The 22,842-nt window shown below is 72.4% G+C and carries 21 protein-coding genes and 1 pseudogene; 14 read left to right on the top strand and 8 right to left on the bottom strand.

Annotation, left to right across the window (positions count from 1 at the left end):
* Positions 1-157: 157 nt before the first annotated feature.
* Both ABZW32_RS30445 and ABZW32_RS30450 read right to left on the bottom strand, forming a co-directional pair.
* Positions 158-1,348 (bottom strand): zf-HC2 domain-containing protein, encoded by a 1,191-nt coding sequence (locus ABZW32_RS30445; protein WP_356222006.1) that lies wholly within the window; start codon positions 1,346-1,348, stop codon positions 158-160.
* Positions 1,237-1,893: a sigma-70 family RNA polymerase sigma factor gene (locus ABZW32_RS30450; RefSeq protein WP_356221956.1), complete on the bottom strand. Its 657-nt coding sequence runs from the start codon at positions 1,891-1,893 to the stop codon at positions 1,237-1,239. Before ABZW32_RS30450 ends, ABZW32_RS30445 begins: the two co-directional genes overlap by 112 nt.
* A 267-nt stretch (positions 1,894-2,160) precedes the next feature.
* Here ABZW32_RS30450 and ABZW32_RS30455 point away from each other — a divergent pair, with 267 nt between their 5' ends.
* On the top strand, positions 2,161-2,682 hold the full coding sequence (locus ABZW32_RS30455; protein WP_356221959.1) for an EF-hand domain-containing protein: 522 nt from the start codon (positions 2,161-2,163) through the stop codon (positions 2,680-2,682).
* 51 nt (positions 2,683-2,733) lie between these two features.
* Here ABZW32_RS30455 and purU read toward each other — a convergent pair whose 3' ends face one another.
* The gene (gene purU / locus ABZW32_RS30460; protein ID WP_356221962.1) at positions 2,734-3,612 is read right to left on the bottom strand and encodes a formyltetrahydrofolate deformylase; all 879 of its coding nucleotides are present in this window, start codon (positions 3,610-3,612) and stop codon (positions 2,734-2,736) included.
* Positions 3,613-3,626: 14 nt separating this feature from the next.
* Positions 3,627-4,073 (bottom strand): hypothetical protein, encoded by a 447-nt coding sequence (locus tag ABZW32_RS30465; RefSeq protein ID WP_356222009.1) that lies wholly within the window; start codon positions 4,071-4,073, stop codon positions 3,627-3,629.
* A 196-nt stretch (positions 4,074-4,269) separates the two neighbouring features.
* Here ABZW32_RS30465 and ABZW32_RS30470 point away from each other — a divergent pair, with 196 nt between their 5' ends.
* On the top strand, positions 4,270-5,643 hold the full coding sequence (locus ABZW32_RS30470; RefSeq protein ID WP_356221964.1) for an ABC transporter substrate-binding protein: 1,374 nt from the start codon (positions 4,270-4,272) through the stop codon (positions 5,641-5,643).
* Positions 5,644-5,651: 8 nt separating this feature from the next.
* On the opposite strand, the gene ABZW32_RS30475 is transcribed toward ABZW32_RS30470, so the two are convergent.
* Positions 5,652-7,316 carry a hypothetical protein gene (locus ABZW32_RS30475; protein WP_356221967.1) on the bottom strand — a complete coding sequence of 555 codons (1,665 nt, stop codon included), beginning with the start codon at positions 7,314-7,316 and terminating at the stop codon, positions 5,652-5,654.
* A gap of 78 nt (positions 7,317-7,394) precedes the next feature.
* Positions 7,395-8,777: a transcriptional regulator gene (locus ABZW32_RS30480; protein WP_356221970.1), complete on the bottom strand. Its 1,383-nt coding sequence runs from the start codon at positions 8,775-8,777 to the stop codon at positions 7,395-7,397.
* Between the two features lie 215 nt (positions 8,778-8,992).
* On the opposite strand from ABZW32_RS30480, the gene ABZW32_RS30485 reads away from it, so the two are divergent.
* The 10 genes from ABZW32_RS30485 to ABZW32_RS30530 all read left to right on the top strand — a co-directional run bounded on the left by ABZW32_RS30485 (position 8,993) and on the right by ABZW32_RS30530 (position 20,933).
* Entirely contained in the window at positions 8,993-9,679 is a 687-nt protein-coding gene (locus ABZW32_RS30485) for a bifunctional DNA primase/polymerase (RefSeq protein WP_356221973.1), read from the top strand.
* 155 nt (positions 9,680-9,834) lie between these two features.
* The gene (locus tag ABZW32_RS30490) at positions 9,835-10,665 is read left to right on the top strand and encodes an ABC transporter ATP-binding protein (protein ID WP_266840863.1); all 831 of its coding nucleotides are present in this window, start codon (positions 9,835-9,837) and stop codon (positions 10,663-10,665) included.
* Positions 10,662-12,305: a transporter gene (locus tag ABZW32_RS30495; protein ID WP_356221976.1), complete on the top strand. Its 1,644-nt coding sequence runs from the start codon at positions 10,662-10,664 to the stop codon at positions 12,303-12,305. Before ABZW32_RS30490 ends, ABZW32_RS30495 begins: the two co-directional genes overlap by 4 nt.
* Positions 12,306-12,477: 172 nt before the next feature.
* A complete protein-coding gene (locus ABZW32_RS30500) occupies positions 12,478-12,909 on the top strand; it encodes an SseB family protein (protein ID WP_356221979.1) in 432 nt (143 codons plus the stop codon).
* Positions 12,906-13,493 carry a hypothetical protein gene (locus ABZW32_RS30505; protein ID WP_356221981.1) on the top strand — a complete coding sequence of 196 codons (588 nt, stop codon included), beginning with the start codon at positions 12,906-12,908 and terminating at the stop codon, positions 13,491-13,493. Before ABZW32_RS30500 ends, ABZW32_RS30505 begins: the two co-directional genes overlap by 4 nt.
* On the top strand, positions 13,490-18,019 hold the full coding sequence (locus tag ABZW32_RS30510; RefSeq protein ID WP_356221983.1) for a putative T7SS-secreted protein: 4,530 nt from the start codon (positions 13,490-13,492) through the stop codon (positions 18,017-18,019). Before ABZW32_RS30505 ends, ABZW32_RS30510 begins: the two co-directional genes overlap by 4 nt.
* Positions 18,020-18,132: 113 nt before the next feature.
* The gene (locus ABZW32_RS30515; RefSeq protein ID WP_356221986.1) at positions 18,133-18,402 is read left to right on the top strand and encodes a colicin immunity domain-containing protein; all 270 of its coding nucleotides are present in this window, start codon (positions 18,133-18,135) and stop codon (positions 18,400-18,402) included.
* A gap of 2 nt (positions 18,403-18,404) precedes the next feature.
* Complete coding sequence (locus ABZW32_RS30520) at positions 18,405-18,836, top strand: hypothetical protein (protein WP_356221989.1); 432 nt, start codon at positions 18,405-18,407, stop codon at positions 18,834-18,836.
* Between the two features lie 169 nt (positions 18,837-19,005).
* A complete protein-coding gene (locus tag ABZW32_RS30525; RefSeq protein ID WP_356221992.1) occupies positions 19,006-19,827 on the top strand; it encodes a hypothetical protein in 822 nt (273 codons plus the stop codon).
* A 47-nt stretch (positions 19,828-19,874) separates the two neighbouring features.
* Complete coding sequence (locus ABZW32_RS30530; RefSeq protein WP_356221995.1) at positions 19,875-20,933, top strand: hypothetical protein; 1,059 nt, start codon at positions 19,875-19,877, stop codon at positions 20,931-20,933.
* Between the two features lie 6 nt (positions 20,934-20,939).
* On the opposite strand, the gene ABZW32_RS30535 is transcribed toward ABZW32_RS30530, so the two are convergent.
* Complete coding sequence (locus tag ABZW32_RS30535) at positions 20,940-21,344, bottom strand: ATP-binding protein (RefSeq protein ID WP_356221998.1); 405 nt, start codon at positions 21,342-21,344, stop codon at positions 20,940-20,942.
* Between the two features lie 199 nt (positions 21,345-21,543).
* On the opposite strand from ABZW32_RS30535, the gene ABZW32_RS30540 reads away from it, so the two are divergent.
* Entirely contained in the window at positions 21,544-22,398 is an 855-nt protein-coding gene (locus ABZW32_RS30540; protein ID WP_356222001.1) for a helix-turn-helix transcriptional regulator, read from the top strand.
* Between the two features lie 10 nt (positions 22,399-22,408).
* Positions 22,409-22,591: a DUF397 domain-containing protein gene (locus tag ABZW32_RS30545; protein ID WP_356222003.1), complete on the top strand. Its 183-nt coding sequence runs from the start codon at positions 22,409-22,411 to the stop codon at positions 22,589-22,591.
* A 94-nt stretch (positions 22,592-22,685) separates the two neighbouring features.
* Here the strand turns inward: ABZW32_RS30545 and ABZW32_RS30550 are convergent.
* Positions 22,686-22,842, bottom strand: a pseudogene (locus ABZW32_RS30550) (ABC transporter permease); the annotation flags it as partial.

Below are 22,842 nucleotides of genomic sequence, written 5' to 3' on the forward strand. Positions count from 1 at the left end.
TGGCAGGGCTGGTGGGCCACCGGAATGGGCGCCCAGAAGGTCGCCATCGCAGGCCTGAACGACGGCAGCGCCCAGATGCTCGCCACCCGCAACTGATCACCCCACCACCCCGTACGCGGCTCCCTCCCCCAGGACGGAGCCGCGTACGCGCGTTTCCCTACAGCCGGCTCAGCGAAGCCGCCGCGAACAGGACGTCGCGGATCGCCTCGCGGTCGCCGGTCTGGCCGACGGCGGCGTCCTCCGGGGAGATGTGCCCGGCGGCGAGCTGGCAGAACTCGACGCCGTCCAGCGCGACCTCCGCCACCGTGTGCTCCCGCGACGGCTTCGCCGCCGGGGAGTCCAGGGCGATGTCCCAGGAGCCGCCGCCCGCCCCCTCGATCTCCAGGTGCAGGGTCCGCCCCGGAGCGCCCGCCGCGACCAGGCCGCGGGCCGGCGCCGCCAGTCCCGCGCGGCGCCGGCCCGCCAGGGCGGTGGGCAGCAGCCGCGCCGCGAGGTCGATCATGCGGTGCAGGTGCGGTCCCGACGGCGGCCCGTACGGGTAGTCCACGGCCTCGGCGATGTCCGCGGCGTGCACCCAGCACTCGAAGGCCCGCTCCAGGAACGCGTCGGCCAGCGGCAGCGCGAAGCCGCCGTAGTCGACGGCGAGTTCGCCGGCGCCCCGGCCCGCGAAGGAGACGGTACGGACCAGGGTGTGGCCCTGCTCCCGCCAGGGATCGCGGACCGCGCCGGTACCCGGATGGGCGCCGGAACTCCAGAAGTGCTCCGTACGCCCCTCGGGACCGCCCGGGGGTGCGTGCGGCCCCAGCGGATCGTCGAGGCCGAGGGCGGCGGCGACGAGGCCGTCCACCGTCAGCAGGTGGCCGATCACCCCGGACACGGTGGTCCGGCGGGTGCGGCGGCGCTCCTCCTCGAACCACTTCAGCCGGACCGGGGTGTCCCACTCCGCCTCGCCGAAGTCGCGCAGCAGCGCGTCGAGGCGCGCCGTCTCGGTGTCGTACGGGCCCGCCCACACCGGTACCGGGATGCGGGCGGGGCGCTTGCCCAGGCAGTCCTCCAGCACCCGTGAACGCAGCAGCGGCTTGAGGTCGAGGGTGTCCTCGGGGTGCAGCAGCCCCACGGCGTCCCGCAGCCGCAGCGCCTCCTCGGCGCAGGGCGCGCACTCGGTGAGGTGGTCCTCCACGGCCTGGGTCTCCTCGGCGGAGCAGGCGGCGAGCGCCCACGCTCCGAGCAGGGACTTCAGTACGCGGTGCGGGGGCGGCGGCACGGGCGCCGACGGGAGCGGCGCCACGGCTTCGGGGGCGGGGGCCGGCGGTTCGAGGTCGTCTCCGGCGGGGCGCGGTCCCGGTATCCGCGAGGGGCAGGGTCCTCCCGGGGGAGGACGTTGGCGGTCGACAGCAGCTGGAGGCCGAGCCGCAGTCGGCGGCGCGCCTCGTCCTCGCTGATCCGCAGGTCGGCGGCGGCCTGCCGGTAGTCGCGCCGCTTGAAGTAGGCGAGTTCCAGGGCGGCGCGCAGCGGCGCGGGCATGGAGGTGACGATGTAGTCGGCACGGGCCGCGGCGTTGGCGCTGCGCACCTTCTGCTCCAGCTCCTCGTGGGAGCCGCGGCCGCATTCGACCTGGCGCAGCCGGTCGACGGCCTGGCCCTGGGTGATCCGGGCGACCCAGGAGCGCATGGAGCCCTGCTTGGGGTCGTAGGCGTCGGGGTTCTCCCAGATGTAGCCGAAGACCTCGCGGGTGATCCGGTCCGCGGCCTTCTCGTCGCCGAGCACCCGGTGCGCCAGGCCGTGCACGAGGGAGGCGAAGCGGTCGTAGAGCTCGCCGAGCGCGGCGGCCTCACCGCGGGCGAGGCGCTGCTGCATGCGACGGTCCCAGCGCGGTGGAACGTCCTTCGCCATGCTTCCTCCCGCCGTGTGCCGACCCGTCAAATGTAGTGCGCAACCGATGGAACGCGCCTGTTTTGGGGGAACCCCGTCCGCGGACCGCGGCCCGCGTGCTAGGGGCGCTGTGGGCACAGGTGTACGCGCCCTGGCGCGCTCCCCGTGCGCGGGTTCGATGCGGCCACCTCCTTGACCGCTTCGCTTAACGCTCAGGCCACCGAGGCCTTACGCTCCTGCCTGTCTTGAACTGCACTCCCTCGCACATGTGAAGGCGGAACTCCGCATATGGACAGCGCAGAATACGAGCGCAAGATCGCCGCCCGATTCGCCACTTTCGACCAGGACGGATCCGGCTACATCGATCGGGAGGACTTCAGTACGGCGGCCAGGGCCGTACTGGCCGAGTTCGGCACCACCGCGCGGTCGGACAAGGGACAGGCCGTGTTCAACGGCGCGGAGGCGTTCTGGCAGGGGATGGCCGGGATCGCCGACGTGGACGGGGACCAGCGGGTCTCCCGGGAGGAGTTCGTCACCGGGGCGGCGAAGCGGCTGCGGGACAGCCCCGACCGGTTCGCGGAGATCGCGCGCCCGTTCCTGGCCGCGGTGATCGCGGTGGCCGACGAGAACGGCACGGGCGCCGCGACCCCGGAGGCCGCGGCCCGGGTCCTGCGGGTGCTCGGCACGGCGCCGGAGCTGGCCGGCCCGGTGGCGCGGGCGCTGGACGCGGACGGCGACGGCCGGATCTCCGAGGACGAGATCCTGGCGGCCTTCGCGGGCTACTGCGGGGTGGAGGCACCCGACGCGTGACAGCGCGCGCGGCGGGCCGGGCGGACAGCGCCCGGCCCCCGCGAGGGCTCGCTACGCGAAGACGACGGTGCGGCTGCCGTTCAGCAGGACGCGGTGCTCGCTGTGCCACTTCACCGCGCGGGCGAGCGCCTGGCACTCCACGTCGCGGCCGATGGCGACCAGCTGGTCGGGCGTGACCTCGTGGCCGACGCGCTCGACCTCCTGCTCGATGATCGGGCCCTCGTCGAGGTCGGCGGTCACGTAGTGCGCGGTGGCGCCGATGAGCTTCACACCGCGGGCGTGCGCCTGGTGGTAGGGCTTGGCGCCCTTGAAGCTCGGCAGGAAGGAGTGGTGGATGTTGATGATCCGCCCGCTCAGTTCCTTGCACAGGGTGTCGGACAGCACCTGCATGTAGCGGGCGAGGACGACGAGCTGGACGTCCTGCGCGCGGACCAGTTCCAGCAGCTGCGCCTCGGCGTCCGCCTTGGTGTCCTTGGTGACCGGGATGTGCACGAAGGGCACGTCGTACGAGCCGACCAGCTCGGCGAAGTCGGTGTGGTTCGAGACCACGGCCGCGATCTCCACGGGCAGCGCGCCGATCCGCGAGCGGAACAGCAGGTCGTTCAGGCAGTGGCCGAACTTCGACACCATGAGGACGATCCGCATGCGCTCGTCGGAGCGGTGGATCTGCCAGTCCATGCGGAAGGAGTCGCCGATCGCGGCGAAGCTCGCGCGCAGCTTCTCGACGGTGACAGCCTGCTCGGCCTCGAAGTGCACCCGCATGAAGAAGAGCCCGGTCTCCCGGTCTCCGAACTGCTGGCTGTCCACGATGTTGCAGCCGGTCATGAAGAGGTAACTCGACACGGCGTGCACGATGCCCTGCTTGTCGGGGCAGGACACGGTCAGGACGTACTGGGGCTGGGCAGTGGCCTCGGGCTGCGGGTCGCTCATGACGGCATAGCCTTTCACACCGCGCGGGTGAGCATCCTCAGTACGTCGAGCGAGGTGGGCGGCTCGTCCGGATCCTCCCCGTCCGCCGTCGACATCCGTACGTGCGCCTCGCGCGAGGCCCGTACCGCCTCGGGCCAGGCGTGGTGTTCCAGGTACGTGGAGACGGGCGCGTCGGGCCCGACCTGGTGCAGGATCCGCAGCACCCGCAGGACGGCGAGGTCCACGAGGGCGGCCTCCTGCGCGTCCCGGAAGATCGTGCCGACGTACTTGTCGGCGGACCAGCTGTCGAGCCAGGTGTCCTCGACGAGCCGGTACACGGCGTCGGTGACGTCCCCGTAGCCTTCCGCGCCGGTCAGCCAGACCTCCTCCTGGAACACCGGGTCGGAGAGCATGTGCAGCGCCGAGCGCACGTTCGCGCGCCAGCGCCACCACGGCATGTCGTTGAGGGGCATGCCGCCCATGGTGGAGGAGCGGCCGCCGCGGCGGGAAGAGTTCTTCGAACCTTGGGCGAATGTCACGCTTTCGATCGTACGTTCCCCCGTGGCGCGATCTTGAAGCGCCTGCGGCCGGTTACTCCCCGGCAATTCACCTGGGCGTCACCCGATGTTGTGTACACCTCACCGCCCAGTTCCCCGGCGAGCGGAATGGTCGGTGGACATGACCGATCGCCGACGCGCAACTGCCATGTTCCGCCTGCTCCTTGCCTCGGCGGTGGGCGCGTGTCTCACCACCGCGTGCGGGGTGCTCCCCGGGGGCTCGGGGGGCTCCGGGGGCACCCTCACGGTCATGACGTTCGCCCCGATGAACAGCAAGGCGACCAACATGCCGGGAATGCCCGGAATGGCGAAGGCCTACGAGCGTTGGGTCAACGCCAACGGCGGCATCCACGGCCACAAGCTGCGCGTCCTGACCTGCAACGAGAAGAACACCCCGACCGGCGCCGCCGACTGCGCCCGCCAGGCCATCGCCGAGAAGGCCGTCGCCGTCGTCGGCTCGTACAGCCAGCACGGACGCGCCTTCATGGCCCCGCTGGAGGCCGAGGGCATCCCCTTCATCGGCGGCTACGGGGTCTCCTCCGAGGAGTTCCAGAGCCCCCTGTCCTACCCCGTCAACGGCGGCCAGCCCGCCCTGCTCGCCGGCGCCGGGCACCAGCTCGGCAAGGCCTGCTCGCAGGTGTCGCTGGTACGCCCGGACACTCTGGTCGGGGACTCCATGCCGGTCCTGCTGAACGCGGGGCTGCGGGCCAACAAGATGCCGGACGCCTCCGACATCCGGGCCGCCGAGGACTCCGCGGACCTGACCCCGCAGGCGCGCGAGGCACTGGCCGACGGATCGGCGGGCGGCCCGGCCAAGGACTCCAAGGAGACGGCGAAGGGGGGCTCCAAGGACGGCACGGCCAAGGACACCGGCGCGGGGACCGGGGCCGGGGCAGCCCCCAAGGAGGGCAAGCCCTGCGTCACGGCCGTCCTCGGCGAGCGCACCGAGACCTTCTTCGACGCCTTCCGCCGCCTCGACACCCAGCACCGCGACCCGCAGATCGCCTCCGTCCTCGGCAGTGTCAGCCAGGCCCTCGTCGACCGCACCGGCGGCAAGGAGAGCCCCTTCGAGGGCGCGTTCGTCACCAGCTGGTACCCGGTCTCGACCGACCCGCTGTGGGCCCCGATGCGGAAGGTGATCACCGAGCAGGCGTTCGGCGACGACACCGTCGACCCCGACGACAGCGGGGCGCAGACCACCTGGATCGCGTACACCGTGCTGAACGAGGTCGTGCAGCGCTTCAAGGAGGACGAGGACGTCACGGCCCGCAAGCTGGCCCGGGCGCTCAACGAGTCCCAGGGCGTCAAGACGGCCGGCCTCACCCCCGACCTCAGCTGGCGTTACCAGGACATGCGGGCCGTGGCCGGCTTCCCCCGCCTGGTCAACGGCCGGGTCAGCTTCCAGATCGTCCGGGCGGGCCGCATCGTCGACCAGCCCGGCGAGTCCGCCCAGGACATGACCTCGACCCTGGAACAGGCTCCCCGCTCGGCCTGATCACCCGGTCACAGCTCGGACGTGTCGCGGCGGGTGAGGCCGTACTTGGCGGCGATCGGGTTCCACAGGCCCGCCGCCGCCGCCTTGGACTTCGTGGCCTCGCCGCTCGACTTGTTGCCGTCGGCGGCGTTGTCGGTGGCCTTGGCCTTGCCGTCCTTGCAGCCGCCCTTGTCGTGGCCCGCGTCGTCCGCCCAGTCCGCGTAGTTGTTGTCGGCGTCCGCGGAGGCCTTCCAGGCCTTGGTGAGGGCGGCCGAGAGCCGCGCGTGGTTCGGGAGCAGGTCCGTCTTGAGCTCCTGGAGCCGGGTGACCAGTTCCTCGCGCTGGCGGGCCGCGTCGCGCAGGTCCTGGGCCGCCTGACCGAGGTTCTTGCAGTCCTTGATGTCGTCCACGGCCTTGATCACCGAGGCCCGGCTGTCGTTGCTGTCCGCGAGCAGCTTGTCCAGCTGGACGGCCTGCGGGCGGGCCGGGTCCACGGGGGCCTCCCCCACCGGTGCGCCCGAGGCGCCCGAGCCGGTGCTCGCGGGGGCCACGGCGCCCGGGTCGCTGTTCGAGGCCTTGCCGTCGCTGAGCAGCGCGCCCACTCCGAGTCCGGCCACGGCCAGTCCGACGACCCCGGCCGCGATGACCGCGGGCGGCACCCGGCGCGGGGCCGGGGCGGAGGGCGGCGGGGGCGCGTACTGCTGCTGTTGGGGCTGCTGGGGCCGGCGTGGCGCGTACTGCTGGGGCGGCGCGGGCGGCGGCGTACGCCGGGGGGCCGGGCTCTGGACCGACGGCATCGCCTGGGTGGGCGCCGCGGCGATGCCCTCGTCGGCCCGGAACAGCGCGTCGAAGCCCTCGACGGGCGGGGGGCCGGGGGCCGCGGGGACGGGCGGTATGTACTGCGTCGCCGCCTCACCCGGGTGCGGGCCGCCCGCCGGGACGGGCGGGATGAGCTGGGTCGCGGCCTCACCCGGGTGCGCGCCGTCGGCCGGGACGGGCGGGATGAACTGGGTGGCCGCCTCGCCCGGGTGCGCACCGGCAGCCGGAACGGGCGGGATGAACTGCGTCGCCGCCTCACCCGGGTGCGGGCCACCTGCCGGGACCGGCGGTATGTACTGCGTCGCGGCATCTGCCGGGACCGGGGGGATGAACTGCGTCGCCGCCTCACCCGGGTGCGGGCCACCTGCCGGAACCGGCGGGACGTACTGCGTCGCGGCATCTCCCGGGTGTGCACCGCCCGCCGGGACCGGCGCGATGTACTGGGTCGCCGCGTCGGGCAGCGGCGGGTAGCCGTAGCCGTGCGGTTGCCCCGGGCCTTCGAAGCCCGGGCCCACGACGTGCCCCTCGGGCGGGTAGCCGTACGCGGGCTGCCCCTGCGGCGGGTAGCCGTACGCGGGCTGCCCCTGCGGTTGCCCGTACTGCGGCTGCGGCTGCGGCCCGCCGTACTGTTCCTGCCCGTACGCCGGAGGCCCCTGCTGCGGCTGCCCGCCGTACGGTTCCTGGCCGTACTGCCCCTCCCCGTACGCCGGAGGCTGCGGCTGCGGCTGCGGCTGCGGCGGCTGCCCGTACGGCGCGGGCGCGCCCCACGGCTCCCCCGGACCCGGCTGCCCGGGGTGGCCCGGGTCGGCGTCGGGCCGTGCCGGATCCGCCGCCCCGGGCCGGGGGACGCCCCCTTGTCCGCTCTGCGTCGTCACCGGGACTCCTCTGCCTTCTCCGACTTTCCGGAACCAACGGAACGTCGGACCACGCTACCCGGTCGCGCCACGGGTCCGTCAGGCCACCTGAACCTCCAGCCGCGAACCGAACTCCCGGACGGCCGCTTCCTCCCGGTACGGCTCCAGCCGCGTACGGAAGTCCTCCAGGTACTCCGCACCCCGCCTCGACCTCAGCGTGCCCAGCAGGTCGGCGGCCTTCGTCGCCGTCTGGCAGGCCTGCTCCACCTCTCTCTGCTGCACCTGCGCCGCCGCCAGCAGCAGCAGCCCGATCGCCCTCCGGCGCGCCTTGGACACCGGCAGCCCGCGCAGGGCCTCCTCCGCCCGCCGGCCGGCCGCCTCGGCCTGGCCGAGGTCCCGGTGGCAGTGGGCGAGCTCGTCCGCCAGGTAGGCCTGGTCGAAGTGCCGGATCCACACCGGGTCGTCCCCCGACTCCGGCTCGGCCCGCTCCAGCGCCGTGAGCGCCCGCCCCGACAGCACCGCCGTGGCACGGGCGTCGCCCAGCAGCGCGTGCCCGCGCGCCTCGGCGGCGTAGAACATGGCCTCCACCCGCGGGGTGACCTGCCCCCGCGTGCCCTCCTGGGCGGCCCGCGCGAGCTGCGCGATCTCGCGCGGGTTGCCCAGCTCGGCGGCGAGGTGGCTCATGGAAGCGGCCAGCACGTAGCCCCCGTACGCGCGGTCGCCCGCGGCCTGGGCCAGGCGCAGGGCCTGGATGTAGTAGCGCTGGGCCAGGCCTGGCTGGCCCGTGTCCACCGCCATGTACCCGGCGAGTTCGGTGAGCCGGGCGACGGCCGCGAACAGGGCCCGCCCGACCGGCTCCCGGTAGGAGCCGCCGATCAGCCCGGAGACCACGGAGTTGAGGTAGTGCACCACCACGGGGCGGACGTGCCCGCTGCCGAAGCGGTGGTCGAGTTCGGTCAGCGCCTGCGTCGTCGCGCGGACCGCCTCCACGTCGGACATGCCCACCCGGGCCCCGCCGTTGCGGGCCACCTGCGGGTCGGCTCCGGTGATCAGCCAGTCGCGGCTGGGCTCGACGAGCGCGGAGGCGGCCACGCTCGAACCGGCGAGGAAGTCGCGGCGCCCGACGTCGCTGCGCCACAGCTCGCAGACCTGCTCGATGGCTCCGACGACGGTCGGGGAGAACTGCAGGCCCACGCCGGAGGCGAGGTTCTTGCCGTTGGCCATGCCGATCTCGTCGATGGTGACGGTCCGGCCGAGTTTGCGGCCGAGGGCCTCGGCGATGATGCCGGGCGCCCGGCCGCGCGGCTGCTGGCCGCGCAGCCAGCGGGCCACGGAGGTCTTGTCGTAGCGGAGATCGAGGCCGTGCTCGGCCCCGCACATGTTGACGCGCCGGGCTAGCCCGGCGTTGGAGCACCCGGCTTCCTGGATGAGCGCCTGCAGCCGTTCGTTCGGCTGACGGGCGACGAGAGGCCTGGCTGCCATTGAAAACCCCCTGAAGCCACGGGAGAGCGTTGGAATGATCACTTCCCGCCTGGTGTGCGGAGAATCTTCGTCTCTGCGTCGTGTCGTTACCCAACGACCGCGCCCCGGCCTCCTACGCGCCCCCGTACATGCACCGGTGCGCCCCACGTGCAGGATCGATGCACCGCCCACCGGCTGGTTTACGCCCGTAACCCCCGGTGACAGCGGGAGTTGTGATGGGCGTGGAAGAGACCATCGGAGTCACGGAGACCGCGCCCATCCCCCAGCAGCGGGGGGAGCAGCTGCTGGACCATGCCGTGCGGTACGCGGAAGAGCGGCACTGGGACGTGTTCGCGGGTACGTGGCTGGAGCACGGCGACGGTCGCGAACTGTGCTCCTGCGGAGCGGCGGACTGCCCCGCACCCGGCGCGCACCCGGCGGTCAAGGACTGGGCGGGGCTGGCCTCGGGCAGCGCCGTCGGCGTGCGCCGGATCTGGGCGAAGCACCCGAACGCCTCGATCCTGCTGCCGACGGGCCGCACCTTCGACGCGCTGGACGTCCCGGACTCCGCCGGTTTCCTGGCGCTGGCGCGGCTGGAGCGGATGCAGCGCACCCTCGGGCCGGTCACCCTCACCCCCGATCACCGGATGCTGTTCTTCGTCCTGCCCGGAGCCGGGGCGAAGGTCGCGGACCTGGTGCGCAAGCTGGGCTGGCTGCCGCACGCCATCGACCTCGTCACGCGGGGCGAGGGCGAGTACGTGGCCGCGCCGCCCACCCGCTTCGGCGGGAAGGGGCCGGTGCAGTGGGCCCGCAAGCCCACCCCGGCGAACCGGTGGCTGCCGGACACCGAGGAGCTGATCGACGCCCTCGCGTACGCGTGCGGCAGCGAGGCCGCGGCCGCCCGGGGGCGCCGGCAGGGCTGACCCGGCAGCCTCCGGCGCCGACCTGACAGCAGCCTCCGGCGCCCACCTGACATACGTGTCCGCCGGTTCATGACATACGTAACTGCCGCCCTCTCCCCCTTCCTCCTATGGTGAGGAAAGTAGGACCAACGGGGATGAGAGCGAAAGGCAGGCGCATGCCGGACCAGGGTTATGCGGCAGGCGGCACGAACGGGACGGACGGCGCGCGACCCGCGCCGTCCACCGCGGCGGTACGCGTAGAGGGACTGTGGAAGCGCTTCGGCGAGCAGGTCGCGGTCGGGGGGATCGATCTGGAGCTGCCCGCGGGCCGGTTCATCGGTCTCGTCGGCCCCAACGGCGCCGGCAAGACCACCACGCTGTCGATGATCACGGGGCTGCTGCGCCCGGACATGGGCCGGGTGATCGTCGCCGGGCACGACGTGTGGGCCGACACCGTCGAGGTGAAGAAGCGCATCGGCGTGCTGCCCGAGGGCCTGCGGATGTTCGAGCGCCTCTCCGGCCGCGAGCTGCTGGGCTACATGGGCCGGATGCGCGGGCTCCCCGGCGAGGAGACCGACAAGCGGGCCACGCAGCTCCTCGACGTACTGGACCTCGCGGGCTCGCAGCACAAGCTGGTCGTCGACTACTCCACGGGCATGCGCAAGAAGATCGGCCTGGCGGCCGCGCTCCTGCACAACCCCGAAGTCCTCTTCCTGGACGAGCCGTTCGAGGGCGTCGACCCGGTGTCGGCGCAGACCATCCGCGGGGTGCTGGAGCGGTACACCGCCTCCGGTGCCACCGTCGTGTTCTCCTCCCACGTGATGGAGCTCGTCGAGTCGCTCTGCGACTGGGTGGCCGTGATGGCGGCCGGGCAGATCCGCGCCGCCGGCCCGCTGGCCGACGTACGGGGCTCCGCGCCCTCCCTGCAGAGCGCCTTCCTCGAACTCGTCGGTGCGCAGAACCGCGGCTCCGGGGAGTCCCTCGACTGGCTCGGCGGCGCACGATGAGCGCCGCCGGCACCCTGACCACGACGGCCCCCGTGAGCGGAGCCGCCGAGGTCTCCCTCACCCCGCTGTTCGTCCGGCTGAAGCTGTCCCTGCTGCGCAACGGCCTCAAGGGCTCCTCGAAGCGCAAGGCCGTCTGGATCGGCAACCTGGTCTTCTGCCTCGTCGTCGGCCTCTTCGCGGCCCTGGGCCTGTCCATGCTGCACGGCCACGCCCACGCCGGCACCGCCGTCGTACTGCTGGCCGCGCTCCTGGCCCTCGGCTGGACGTTCATGCCGCTGTTCTTCCCCATGGGGGACGAGACGCTCGACCCGAGCCGGCTCGTGATGCTGCCGCTGCGCCCGCGTCCGCTGGTACGGGCCCTGCTGGCCTCCTCGCTCGTCGGCATCGGCCCGCTGTTCACGCTCTGCCTTGCCGTCGGCTCGGTGGTGGCGGTGGCCCGCGGCGCGGCCGGCGCGGTGGCGGCGGTGGTCGCCGTACCGCTGCTGCTCCTGGGCTGCGTGGCGCTCGCCCGCGCCGTGGCCACCGCGAACGTACGGCTGCTGTCCAGCCGCAAGGGGCGCGACCTCGCGCTGCTGAGCGGGCTGCTGATCGCGGTCGGCGGGCAGGCGGTCAACTTCGGCAGCCAGCGGCTCTTCCAGCAGGGCGGCATGAGCCAGCTGGAGCCGGTCGAGGCCGTGGTGCGGTGGCTGCCGCCCGCGACGGCCGTCGGCATGGTCGACTCCGCCGGCCGGGGCGCCTACGCGGAGGCCGCCGGCCAGCTGCTGCTGACCCTGGCCGCGCTGGCGGGGCTGCTGTGGTTCTGGGAGCGCAGCCTGACCAAGCTGATGGTCACCCCGGACGGCTCCACCCTCCAGGCGTCGGCGCCGCGCAAGGAGCGCGACGGCGCGGGCGGCGTCTGGTCCTTCCTGCCGGGCGGGCGCACGGGCGCGGTCATGCAGCGCACCCTGCGCTACGCGGTGCGCGACCCGAAGACGAAGGCCGCCTGGGTGACCGCGCTGGCGATCGGCCTGATCATCCCGGTCTTCAACGCCCTCCAGGGCAACGGGTCCGTGTACCTGGCCTGCTTCGGCGCGGGGATGCTCGGCTCGCAGATGTACAACCAGTTCGGGCAGGACACCTCCGCCTTCTGGATGGTCGCCCAGACCATCTCCGGCACGCGTGACGCGTACGAGGAACTGCGCGCCCGCGCCGTCGCGCTGGCCCTGGTCACCCTCCCGTACACGGCGCTGGTCACGGCCGTCACCGCCGGCCTGCTCGGCGACTGGGCCGGCTTCCCGGGGGCCCTGGGCCTCTCCCTGGCCGTGGTGGGCGCGATGCTGGCCACGGGCGCGCTGGCCTCCGCGTACTACCCGTACTCCATCCCGACGGAGGGCGCCTTCAAGAACGTCGCCCCGGGTCAGGGCGGCCTGGCGTGGATGGGCATCTTCGGCGGCATGATCGCCTCGGCGGTGATCTGCTCCCCGGTGATCGGCCTGGCGGTCTGGCTCAACTTCGCCGACGGCATGCACGGCCTGCGCTGGGTCCTCCTCCCGGCCGGCATCGTCTGGGGTGCCCTGTCCGCGTGGGCGGGCCTGCGCCTGGCGGCCCCGAGGGTGGCCCGCACCCTCCCGGAGATCCTCACGGCGGTCAGCAAGGGCTGACCCCCACTCCACCCGCAGGGGGTGCCCGGCCCAACGGCCGGCCACCCCCTGCGGCGTTTTCGCGGGCCGCCCGACCTGGCCGGATGTACTCATCGCGGAACCACGACATTTGCCCCTCCCACCCCGCCGTGCAAAAGTGCGTTCGATTCGCATGGGTTCGGGGGGAGTTCGGGTGGGATTCGAAGAAGAGTGGGGCTCGCTGCAGGCCGAGGCGGCGGCCTCGCGCCCGGCGGCGGCCGATCCGGTGGTCGAGGCGCGGCAGGCGGCCTGGCGGCAACTGACGGAGTTCCGCGACCGGGTGGTGCTCGTACCGCTCGACGAGCGGGGCGGCCTGTGGACGGCCGGACTGGGCGGCCTGGACTGGATCTGCGCGTTCTCGGACGAGGACGCGCTGTCCCGGTTCGCGCAGGCACGCGACGAGGCGGACCGCGAGTGGGCCTTTCGGCGGGTGCGCGCAGCACGGCTGCTCGACGAGGTGGTACCGGCGCTGGACTTCCCCTGTGGGGTGGCACTGAATCCCGCGGGCCCCGACGGAACGGTGTTCCCGCCGGTGCGCGGCATCGTGCCGGACGCGGTGGCGGTCGACGGCGAGGTCGCGGCATGAGCGGGGAGCAGGCTGATCTCGACGTGTCCAAGCCCGCGTTGGCGCAGATCACACGGGGCATCACGGACAGCCTCGCGGAGCTGAAGGAGCTCGGCTCCATCGGCACGGCCAGCCTGGGAGACGGCTTCTCGGAGTTGAAGCTGTCCGGCATGCAGAGCGGCCACGCCGGGCTGACCTCGGAGCTGGACGCGTTCTGCGAACGCTGGGGCTGGGGCGTGCGCTCGCTCGTCCAGCAGGCCAACGTGTTCGCGGCCAGTGTGGGTCTGTCGGCTGGAATGGTCTACGAGCAGGACCACTACATCCAGGGCGGCTTCAAGGTCCTGGCCAACGCCGCCATCGGCGGCAACCCGTACGCGTCCGAACAGGATGTCGTCGACAAGGGCTGGGGCGAGGTCCTGGCCGACAACCCGTACACGAACCTGCGTGACCCCGACTACAGCGTGGAGTCCCTCGTCGAGTCCAAGAAGAACAGCGACGCGGCCTGGAAGCAGACCGGGGAGGACATCGTCAACCGCCCGGACATCCGCGCCGCGAAGCTCGCCGCGACCCTGCTGGAGCGGGCGGCTGAGGGTGAGCAGCGGTGACGGACTGGGGGAAGCTCGTCGACACCGGACTCGGAAAGCTGGAGAACACCTGGGACGCGGCGAAGAAGAAGGTCGGCGAGGAGGTCGACAAGGCCTCCGACAACCTCGGCGGCGTCCTCGACCGCGTGGGCGCGCACCGGCTGGCCGACCAGGTCGAGGACCTGGGCGACGGCGTGGCCTCCGGTCTCGGGGCGTCCGTAAGGGAACAGCGGCTCGGGGAAACCGATCAGACCAACGAGCTGGTCCACGGTTCACCGGCGGCGATCCGCGCGACGGCGGCGCACATGAAGGACTTCCAGGCAGGCTTCGACCGTGTCGGCCAGGGCATGAAGGCCCTGGATTCCGGTCACTGGAAGGGCGCCGCGGCCGACGCCTTCCGGGAGAAGTTCGCCGTGCAGCCGACCGGTTGGCTGCACGCCTCCGACGCCTGCCGGACGGCGGGCGACGCGCTGGAGCGCTACGCGGAGACGGTGGAGTGGGCTCAGCGGCAGGCCGGGCAGGCCATCGTGCTCCACAAGCAGGCGGTGAAGGCCCATCAGGACGCCGCGGACGCCTACACCAAGGCCGTGAACGCCTACAACGCGGTCGCCCTGTCGGGAAAGAACCCGGGCCCGGTGCCCGACAAGCCGGACGCCGTGGGCGTCGCCGACGCCAAGCGGGCCCAGGAGATCCTGGACGAAGCCCGCCGCCAGCGGGACGACGCCGCGACGGCGGCCGGCCGCGCCCTGAGGGCCGCCCTGGAACACGCCCCGGCCGCCCCCACGGCACGCGAGCGCGTCATGGCCACGGTCACCGATCAGGCTGTCGGACAGGCCCTTGCGCTGAACCACGTCGTCGGCGGGGCCCTCAAGGGCACTGCCGGGACGATCAATTTCGCGCGCGGCCTCAGCCCGTTCGACTCGTACAACGTCACGCACCCCGGCGAGTACCTCCAGAACGTCAACATGACCCTCGCCGGGCTGGTCTCCACTCCCTCCCACCCCGAACGCGTGGTCAGCGGCCTCATCGATCCGTTCCGCGACGATCCGTACGAGGGTGCCGGCCGGCTCTTCCCCGAATTCATCGGCTCCAAAGGGGCCGGTGGCGCTGCCCGGGCGGCGGAAGCCGCGGTGAGCAAGACGGCGGCCCGGCGGACGGTGGAGGCCGAGGCCCGCGCGGCGGCCCGCGCCAGGGCCGAGCTGAAATGCGTGGTCGACCCCGTCGAGGTGGCCACGGGCCGGATGATCCTGCCGCAGACGGACCTGGTCCTGCCGGGGTCGCTGCCGCTCGTCTTCACCCGGACCTTCGAGTCCTCGTACCGCACGGGCCGCTGGTTCGGCCCGGCCTGGGCGTCCACCGTCGACCAGCGGCTGGAGGCGGACGAGGAGGGCCTCGTCCTCGTCCGCGAGGACGGCAGCCTGCTCGCCTACCCGCACCCCGAGCCCGGGGTCCCGGTGCTGCCCGCCCACGGGCAGCGCTGGCCGCTCGTCCTCGATGCGGACGGCGGGTACACGGTCACGGACCCGGAGAGCGGGTACGTCCGGCACTTCTCGGACGACGGCCTCCTCACCCAGCTCGACGGCCGGGGCGGCGCCTGGATCGCCTTCTCCTACGACGCCTCCGGCGCCCCTGTGTCCCTGTCCCACAGCGGCGGCCACGAACTGCGGCTCGCGACGTCGCAGGGGCGCGTCACCGGCCTCTTCCTCGGGGACGGCACCGAGGTACTGCGCTACGGCTACACGGACGGCCACCTCACCCACGTCACCAACTCGTCCGGCCGCCCGCTGCGGTTCGGCTACGACGGGCTCGGCCGGATCACGTCCTGGACCGACACCAACGACCGCCGCTTCGACTACGTCTACGACGACCGGGACCGCTGTGTCGCCCAGTCCGGCGGCAACGGCCACCTGAACGTCCGCTTCGCGTACGAGGACGGTGCCACCGTCCTCACCGACTCCCTCGGCCACAGCACCCGGTTCGAGGTCGACCACAACGCCCGGGTCACCGCCGAGACCGACCCGACCGGTGCCACGACCCGCTCCACCCACGACGCCGTGGGCCGGCTGCTCAGCCGTACGGACGCGCTCGGCCACACCACCCGCTTCGCGTACGACGACGCCGGGCGCCTGGTGTCCCTGCTCCGTCCGGACGGCGGGGAGGTCCGGGCGGCGTACGACGGCGCGGGCCTGCCGGTGGAGGTGGTCCAGCCGGACGGCCGCACCTTCCGCTCGACGTACGACGACCGCGGCAACCGCACCTCGGCCACGGCCCCGGACGGCACCACCACCCGCTTCGCGTACGACGGGCACGGCCACCTGGCGTCGGTGACGGACGCCCTGGGCGCGGTCACCACCGTGCGCTGCGACCCGGCGGGCCTGCTGCTGGAGACCGTCGACCCCCTGGGCGCGACGACCCGCTACACCCGCGACGCCTTCGGCCGGCCGGTCGCCGTCACCGATCCCCTGGGGCACACCACCCGCCTCACCTGGAACGTGGAGGGCCGCCTGCTGCGCCGGGAGAACCCCGACGGCAGCACGGAGTCCTGGACGTACGACGGCGAGGGCAACTGCGTCACCCACACCGACGCGCTGGGCGGGGTGACGGTCTCCGAGTACGGGGACTTCGACCTCCTGGCGGCCCGGACCGGCCCCGACGGGGTCCGGCACACCTTCACCCACGACACCGAGCTGCGCCTCACGGGCGTCACCAACCCCCAGGGCCTGACCTGGAACTACGCCTACGACCCGGCCGGCCGCCTCGCCTCGGAGACCGACTTCGACGGCCGGACGCTGGCCTACGCCCACGACCCGGCGGGCCGCCTGGCCTCCCGTACGAACGCGGTCGGCGCACGGACCACGTACGTGCACGACCCCCTCTCCCGACTCGTGCGCAAGGAGACGGCGGACGGCACCACCTCCTACTCCTACGACGCCTTCGGCGAGCTGGAGCGGGCGGTCTCCCCGGACGGCACCACGCTCACCCGGGAGCGCGACCGCCACGGCCGTCTGCTCTCGGAGACGGTGGACGGACGCACGACCACGTACGCGTACGACGCCCTGGGCCGCCGCACCGTCCGCACCACACCGGGTGGCGCCCGGTCCGAGTGGACGTACGACGCGGCCGGCCGCCGCGCCGGGCTCACGGCCTCGGGCCGCACGATCGCCTTCGAGCGCGACGCGGCGGGCCGGGAGCTGGGGCGCACCCTCGGCGCCGGCCTCTCCCTCACCCAGGAGTACGACCCGCTGGGCCGCCTCACCGGCCAGCACGTGGTCGGCGAGGACGGCCGCACCCTCCAGCGCCGCGGCTACGCGTACCGCGCGGACGGCGCCCTCACCTCGATGGACGACGCCCTCGCGGGCCGCAGCACGTTCACCCTGGACCCGGCGTCGCGCGTCACGGCCGTCGACGCGGCGAACTGGTCGGAGCGCTACGCGTACGACGAAGCCGGCAACCAGACCAGCGCGGCCTGGCCGGCCCACCACTCGGGCGCCGAGGCCCACGGCGCCCGCACGTACACGGGCACCCGGATCACCTCCGCCGGAGCGGTCCGCTACGAGTACGACGCCCTGGGCCGCACGGTCCTGCGCCGGAAGACCCGTCTCTCGCGCAAGCCGGACACCTGGCGCTACGAATGGGACGCGGAAGACCGCATGACCGGGGTCACCACCCCGGACGGCACCCGGTGGCGCTACCGCTACGACGCCCTCGGCCGCCGCACCTCGAAGCAGCGCCTCACGCCGACCGGCGAGGTGGCGGAGCAGACCCTCTTCACCTGGGACGGCACCACCCTCTGCGAGGAGGCGTCCGGCCCGGTCACCCTCACCTGGACCCACGACGGCCTCCACCCCCTCACCCAGGCGGAACGCGTCCTCGGCACGACCGACGAACGCTTCTTCGCCATCGTCACGGACCTGATCGGCACCCCAAAGGAGCTCATATCCGAATCAGGCGCGATCGCCTGGCGCGCCCGCTCCACCCTCTGGGGCACCACCACCTGGACCCGCGACGCGACGGCCTACACCCCCCTCCGCTTCCCGGGCCAGTACTTCGACCCCGAATCGGGCCTCCACCACAACTTCTTCCGCACCTACGACCCCGAAACGGCCCGCTACCTCACCCCGGACCCCTTGGGCCTGTCCCCGGCCCCGAACCCGGCGACGTACGTCGACAATCCCCACACGTGGTCGGATCCGCTGGGGCTCGCTCCATGCCCCAAACAAGCGTGGGAATCCAAGGCGGACTTCTCAAGCCAAAAGACAATGAGTAAAAAATATCATGCGCACGCCGCAGACTTCATAGACACCCCCGGAAACCTGAACGGCGCAAACCTTAAACTCTTCGAATCAAATCTCCGCCAACACATACTTGCACCCGAAACAAAGATATATAGATTCCACTATCGGAAGCCAGGAGACTCTGCCGTAGGGTTCATAGACACAACATCCCAGAAGATGGTGATGCTACATCCCGACGGGAGGTTCTGGAGCGCGTACCGACTAAACGACAGGCAGCTTAAGGACATCATAGAGAGAGGCTGGTTGTGGTGACAGAGCGCGGCAAACCAGAGCAGCTGAGCGGCAGACCGCCCAACAGGAAGAGGACGTGGAAGAGGGTGGGAGAAATTCCACCCGATTCAGCGATCGGAAGGCAACTTAGCCTAATGGGCGACCTATCCCGGGGGGAAATTTCCCCGGGACATTTCGCCGAGTCATGGCTGAATTGTCGCAGAAAATCACTCGCCGATGGGGAGCGAATCGGGGAATCCCTTTCGCGCCGACTGGATCAGGTCTTCTACGCCCTGGACGACTACCCGATCGACCCGGCGTTCCGGGAAGCCGGTGATGTGACGGACGCCGAGCTGCTCTCGGTGGTGGTCAACGCACTCGATCAGCTCCGGCACGACGAAGAGCCCCGGAAGGGCAGCGCCTGAGCATGCTCACCCAAGACGAGAACGACGCCCCGAGAGATCGAAGCCGGCACGCGCAGGCGATCCTCAGGCGTTTTGCCCCGCTCGCCTGGTACCGGATGCCCGTCGAGCGTCATGAATTCGGGTATCTACAGGTGGCACATCTGGGCTGGCGATTCATCGATCCTCATGACGAGTTCAGACCCGTCTTCGAGGAAGCGGTACGAGACGCGCCCCGCCACCTCGACTGGCGGTTCAAGGTCAAGAGGAACTGGCTGATCCTTCCCGTACGCCTCACCGAGGAGACGGCACGGTGCGGGGACAATTTCAGCGAGGCGCAGTCCCGGCTCTTGGCAGATCAGGACTTCTGCCTCGCCACGTCCGCGGACATGGAGCTGATCCTGCAGGCGTTGGACGCCGCCGCGCCTCCCGCTCCGGTGGCCCCGGAAAGTCTCTAGGACGGGGCCGGGTCGGTGGGTAACGTGGGGATCTTCGGGCGCCGTTGGGGCCCGGAGTACTTCGAGGTGTGCGGCTGTGGTTGATCGTGAGTTGGCTGCCGTGTGGAGTCTGTCGGCCGGGGATGCGCCGGCGTTGTGGTGGAGCGTCGGGGCTCGGGGGGAGCTCGGCGTGGTGCGGGTGGACGAGCGGGTGTTGCGGCGGTCGGAGTACACCGCCGGGTGGGTCGGGTGGGGTGCGGCGGAGCCGTTCGACGCCGAGTTGGAGGTGTACGGCGCCGACGGGCGGATCCAGCGGCGCGTGGCCGTGCGGGGCGTGCCTCCGCACATCAGCCATCTCGCCCTGCTGGACGGCGACCAGTTCCTCCTCGTGTCGGGCCGTTCCTGCCAGGACCGGCACGGCCGTTGGGCCGACAACGCGTACGTGTACGACCGCGACGGGCACCGCGAGGGCGCGTTCTGCATCGGCGATGACGTCCCGGTGGTGGTCAGCGGTCGCCGCGGCGGGATCTGGACCGCCTACGGCGACGAGGGCATCTTCGGCCACCACCCCGAGTCCCGCGGCGCGCTGGCCGGCTGGAACAGCCGGGGCGACGCCGTCTGGACGCCCCGTACGCCCTTTCCCGCCGGGCCCGTGCACGGTCTCACCGGCTGCACCGAGGGCGACGACCGGGTATGGCTTGCCTGGTCCTGCCGTGAGGGGACCTACCTGAGCCGGATCACCCCGTCGACCGGCGAGGTCAGCACCGTCCGGAGCCCGGTGACGGGGATCGACGGCATCGCCGTGCGCGGCGATCGTGCTGTGTTCAGCTGCCGCGATCACGGTCGGCCCGCCGTCACCCTGACCCGCGCCCGGCTCGTCGGTGCGGCGTGGGAGGCCGTCGCCGAGGAGCGGTGGAGCGTGCCCGGGCCCGTCGTGCTGCACTGCGGTCAGGGCCGGGACGGGGTGTTGTGGCTGCGGGCCGGGGACTCCTGGGTGCGCGTCGAGGCCTGAGGCGGGCGCGGGCGGCCGGTGTCAGTGGGGGTCGCTACGTTCGGGGCATGTCGATCTCCGTACAACTGCGCGACTCCGTGGTGCTGCCGGGTGGCGGCGCCCTCGTCAACGGCTACGGCTTCGAGAGCCGGGCGGACGGCCCGCGCCGGGCCCTGCTGCCGCACGGGCACGAGCTGGAGGTCCACGACCTGGACGGGCTGTTCGCGGGCGAGCGCGCGCCGGTCGCCGTCTTCCCGCTGCCCTGGCCGGGCTGGGACCGCGGGGTCGACTCCGTGAGTCCGGACGCCTCGTACGCCGTGTTCTCGGGCCAGCGCGCCGTCCGGGCCGTCGGCGCGGGAGGGGAGACCCTGTGGGAGTACCGGCACGACTGCTGGGGGCCGGAGCTCGGGCACCCGCACACCGGGGACGAGCAGGAGGTGTGCCGGGGCCTGGAGCACGGGTCCTGCCGGGTCTCGGACGACGGCCGGTTCGTCTGGGCGCACGTCGTGATCGGCGAGCAGGAGCACTGGGTCGTCCTCGACGCCGCGGACGGGCGGGAGCTGGCCCGCCTGCCCCTGGACAGCGCCGCCGCCGGCTCGCACCACCTCTCCCACCCGGACGGCGTGCACATGGGCCTGTCCATCGGCATGGGCCAGGACGGCATCCTGCTCCACTGGGCGCGGTGGGACGGCGAGCAGCTGGTCGACTGGGACCTCAACGAGTCGATGGACCGGATCCTGATGGACGTCCACCCGGGCCACCGGGGCTTCCTCACGGTCGAGCACTACGGGACCGACCTGCGCCTGCACACCCTGGACGGTGACGTCCTCGCCGCGGGAACCCCGGATCCGGCCGACGCGGACGAGGACCGGCCCTGCTGGGACTACGGCTGCGGTTTCGTCGACGCCGACACGGTCATCGCCTCCACCGTCGACTGCGACGCCGACGAGGACCCGGAACTGTCCCGCCACTGGCTGCTCGACGCCCGCACCCTGGAGGTCCGCGGCCGCGTCACCTACCCCGGCGCCCCCGCCACCGGCTACCTGCTCCCGCTCGGCGACGGCACCTGGCTCACCCACGACGCCAAGACCCAGACCCTCAGCCGGTGGGTCGAAGCCACGGTCTGAGCGCGCTCACACGCACTCCACCCACAGCAGCTTCCCCGCGTGCGGCCCGTTCAGCCGGTACGAGCCGTACCGGTCCGCGCAGAGCCGTACGAGGACCAGCCCGCGCCCGCCCTCCGCGTCCTCGGCCGGCTCCGGGCCGAAGGGGGACGGGATGTCCCGACCGGTGTCCCAGACCCCGACCCGCAGCCGCCCGGCCGCCATCGCCCGCAGCCGGAGCGCGCAGGGGCCGCGGGTGTGGCGGTAGGAGTTCGACACCAGTTCGCTCGTGAGCAGTTCCGCGGTGTCCGCGAGAGCGGTCATGCCGTGGCGCGCCAGGACCGCGCGCAGGGTGGTCCTGGCGATGCCTGCGGCGCGGGGATCGTGCGGGAGGTGGAGGGTGTAGGCCCAGGACGGAGTTACGGTAGCGCCCATGGAAGTCTCCGATCGAGGAGGAGAGTTGGACCCTGTGCATGCGGTGCCCGGTGACCAGGTCGCTCCGTCGAGCGGGGTTCTTCCAGGCGGTGGCCTGACGGCAACGATAGAGAGGTTCGCTTAATGAGTTAGGCGCTTCGCGCTAAATGCAGGCAACGCCCACTCGTGTGGGTGACACTTCCTCGCGGAGGAACGCACGATGCCCATTCGCAGCAGCCCCACCGCGCGTCAACTGCGCTTCGCAGCCGAGCTGCGCCGGATGCGCGAACGCGCCGGGCTCACGTCCGCCGAGGCCGCCGGGCTCCTCGGTATCAAGCCGAACCAGGTCAGCAACATGGAGGCGGCGCGGTTCGGCGTCAGCCCCGAGCGGATCCGCAGCCTCGCCCGCCACTACGACTGCTCCGACACCGCGTTGGTGGACGCGCTGATCGCGATGACCGGCGAGCGCAAGGGCGCCGGCTGGTGGGAGGGGTACCGGGACCTGCTGCCCGCGGCCTGGCTGGACCTCGCGGAGCTGGAGCACCACGGGCGCATGCTCCGGGACGCCATCACCGTGCACGTCCCCGGACTGCTCCAGACGCCCGAGCACGCCCGCGAGGTCTTCCGGCAGGCCGTTCCGGCGCTCCCTGCGCCCGGCATCGAGGACCGCGTCTCGTTCCGCGTCCGGCGGCAGCGGGTCCTCCACGAGGACGCCCCGACCCCGTACCGGGTGACGATCCACGAGGCCGCCCTGCGCATCGCCGTGGGCGGTCCGGCCGTCTTCGCGGCCCAGTTGAAGCACCTGCTCGACATGAGCGAGCTCGACCACATCACCCTGCGCGTGATCCCGTTCTCGGTGGGAACGTTCCCCGGATCCGGCCAGTCCGTCTACTGCGTCCACGGGACGGTGCCCCGGCTCGACACCGTCTACCTGGACCAGTCGCACGGGCTCGCCTTCCTCGACGCCGAGCCCCAACTGGCCAAGTACCGACTGCTCTTCGACCGGCTCGACGCGGTCGCCCTGCCGCCGGGGCGGACCCGCGACCTGATCCACGACATCGCCCGCGACCTGTAAGGGGAAGCCCGTGCCCGAATCCGACTGGCAGCGGTCCTCGTACTGCGCCGAAGGCAGCTCCTGCGTGTACGTGGCCACGAGCCACGAAGGCCGGGTGCTCATAGCCGACGACCCCGCCCCCCGTACCACCCTCGCCCTCTCCCCCGCCGCCTGGGCCGTCTTCCTCGGGACCGTCCGCGGCAACGGCGCCTGAAACGCCGACGGGGCGGCGCATCCCGAGTCGGTGTCGGGTACGCCGCCCCTGGGGCGGGACGGGGTGCGGGGCGTGGCCCGCGCTGTCACGGCGGTTACTTCGGGTCGGCGTTGAACTTCTTGGTGGCCCAGAGGTAGCCGAGCGCCGCGAGGCCCACGCACCAGGTGACGGCGAGCCAGCCGTTGTTGCCGATCTCGGTGCCGAGGAGGAGGCCGCGGAGGGTTTCGATGGCGGGGGTGAAGGGCTGGTAC

Origin of the sequence: Streptomyces sp. NPDC004667 (assembly GCF_040609475.1) — a bacterium.
GTDB lineage: Bacteria > Actinomycetota > Actinomycetes > Streptomycetales > Streptomycetaceae > Streptomyces.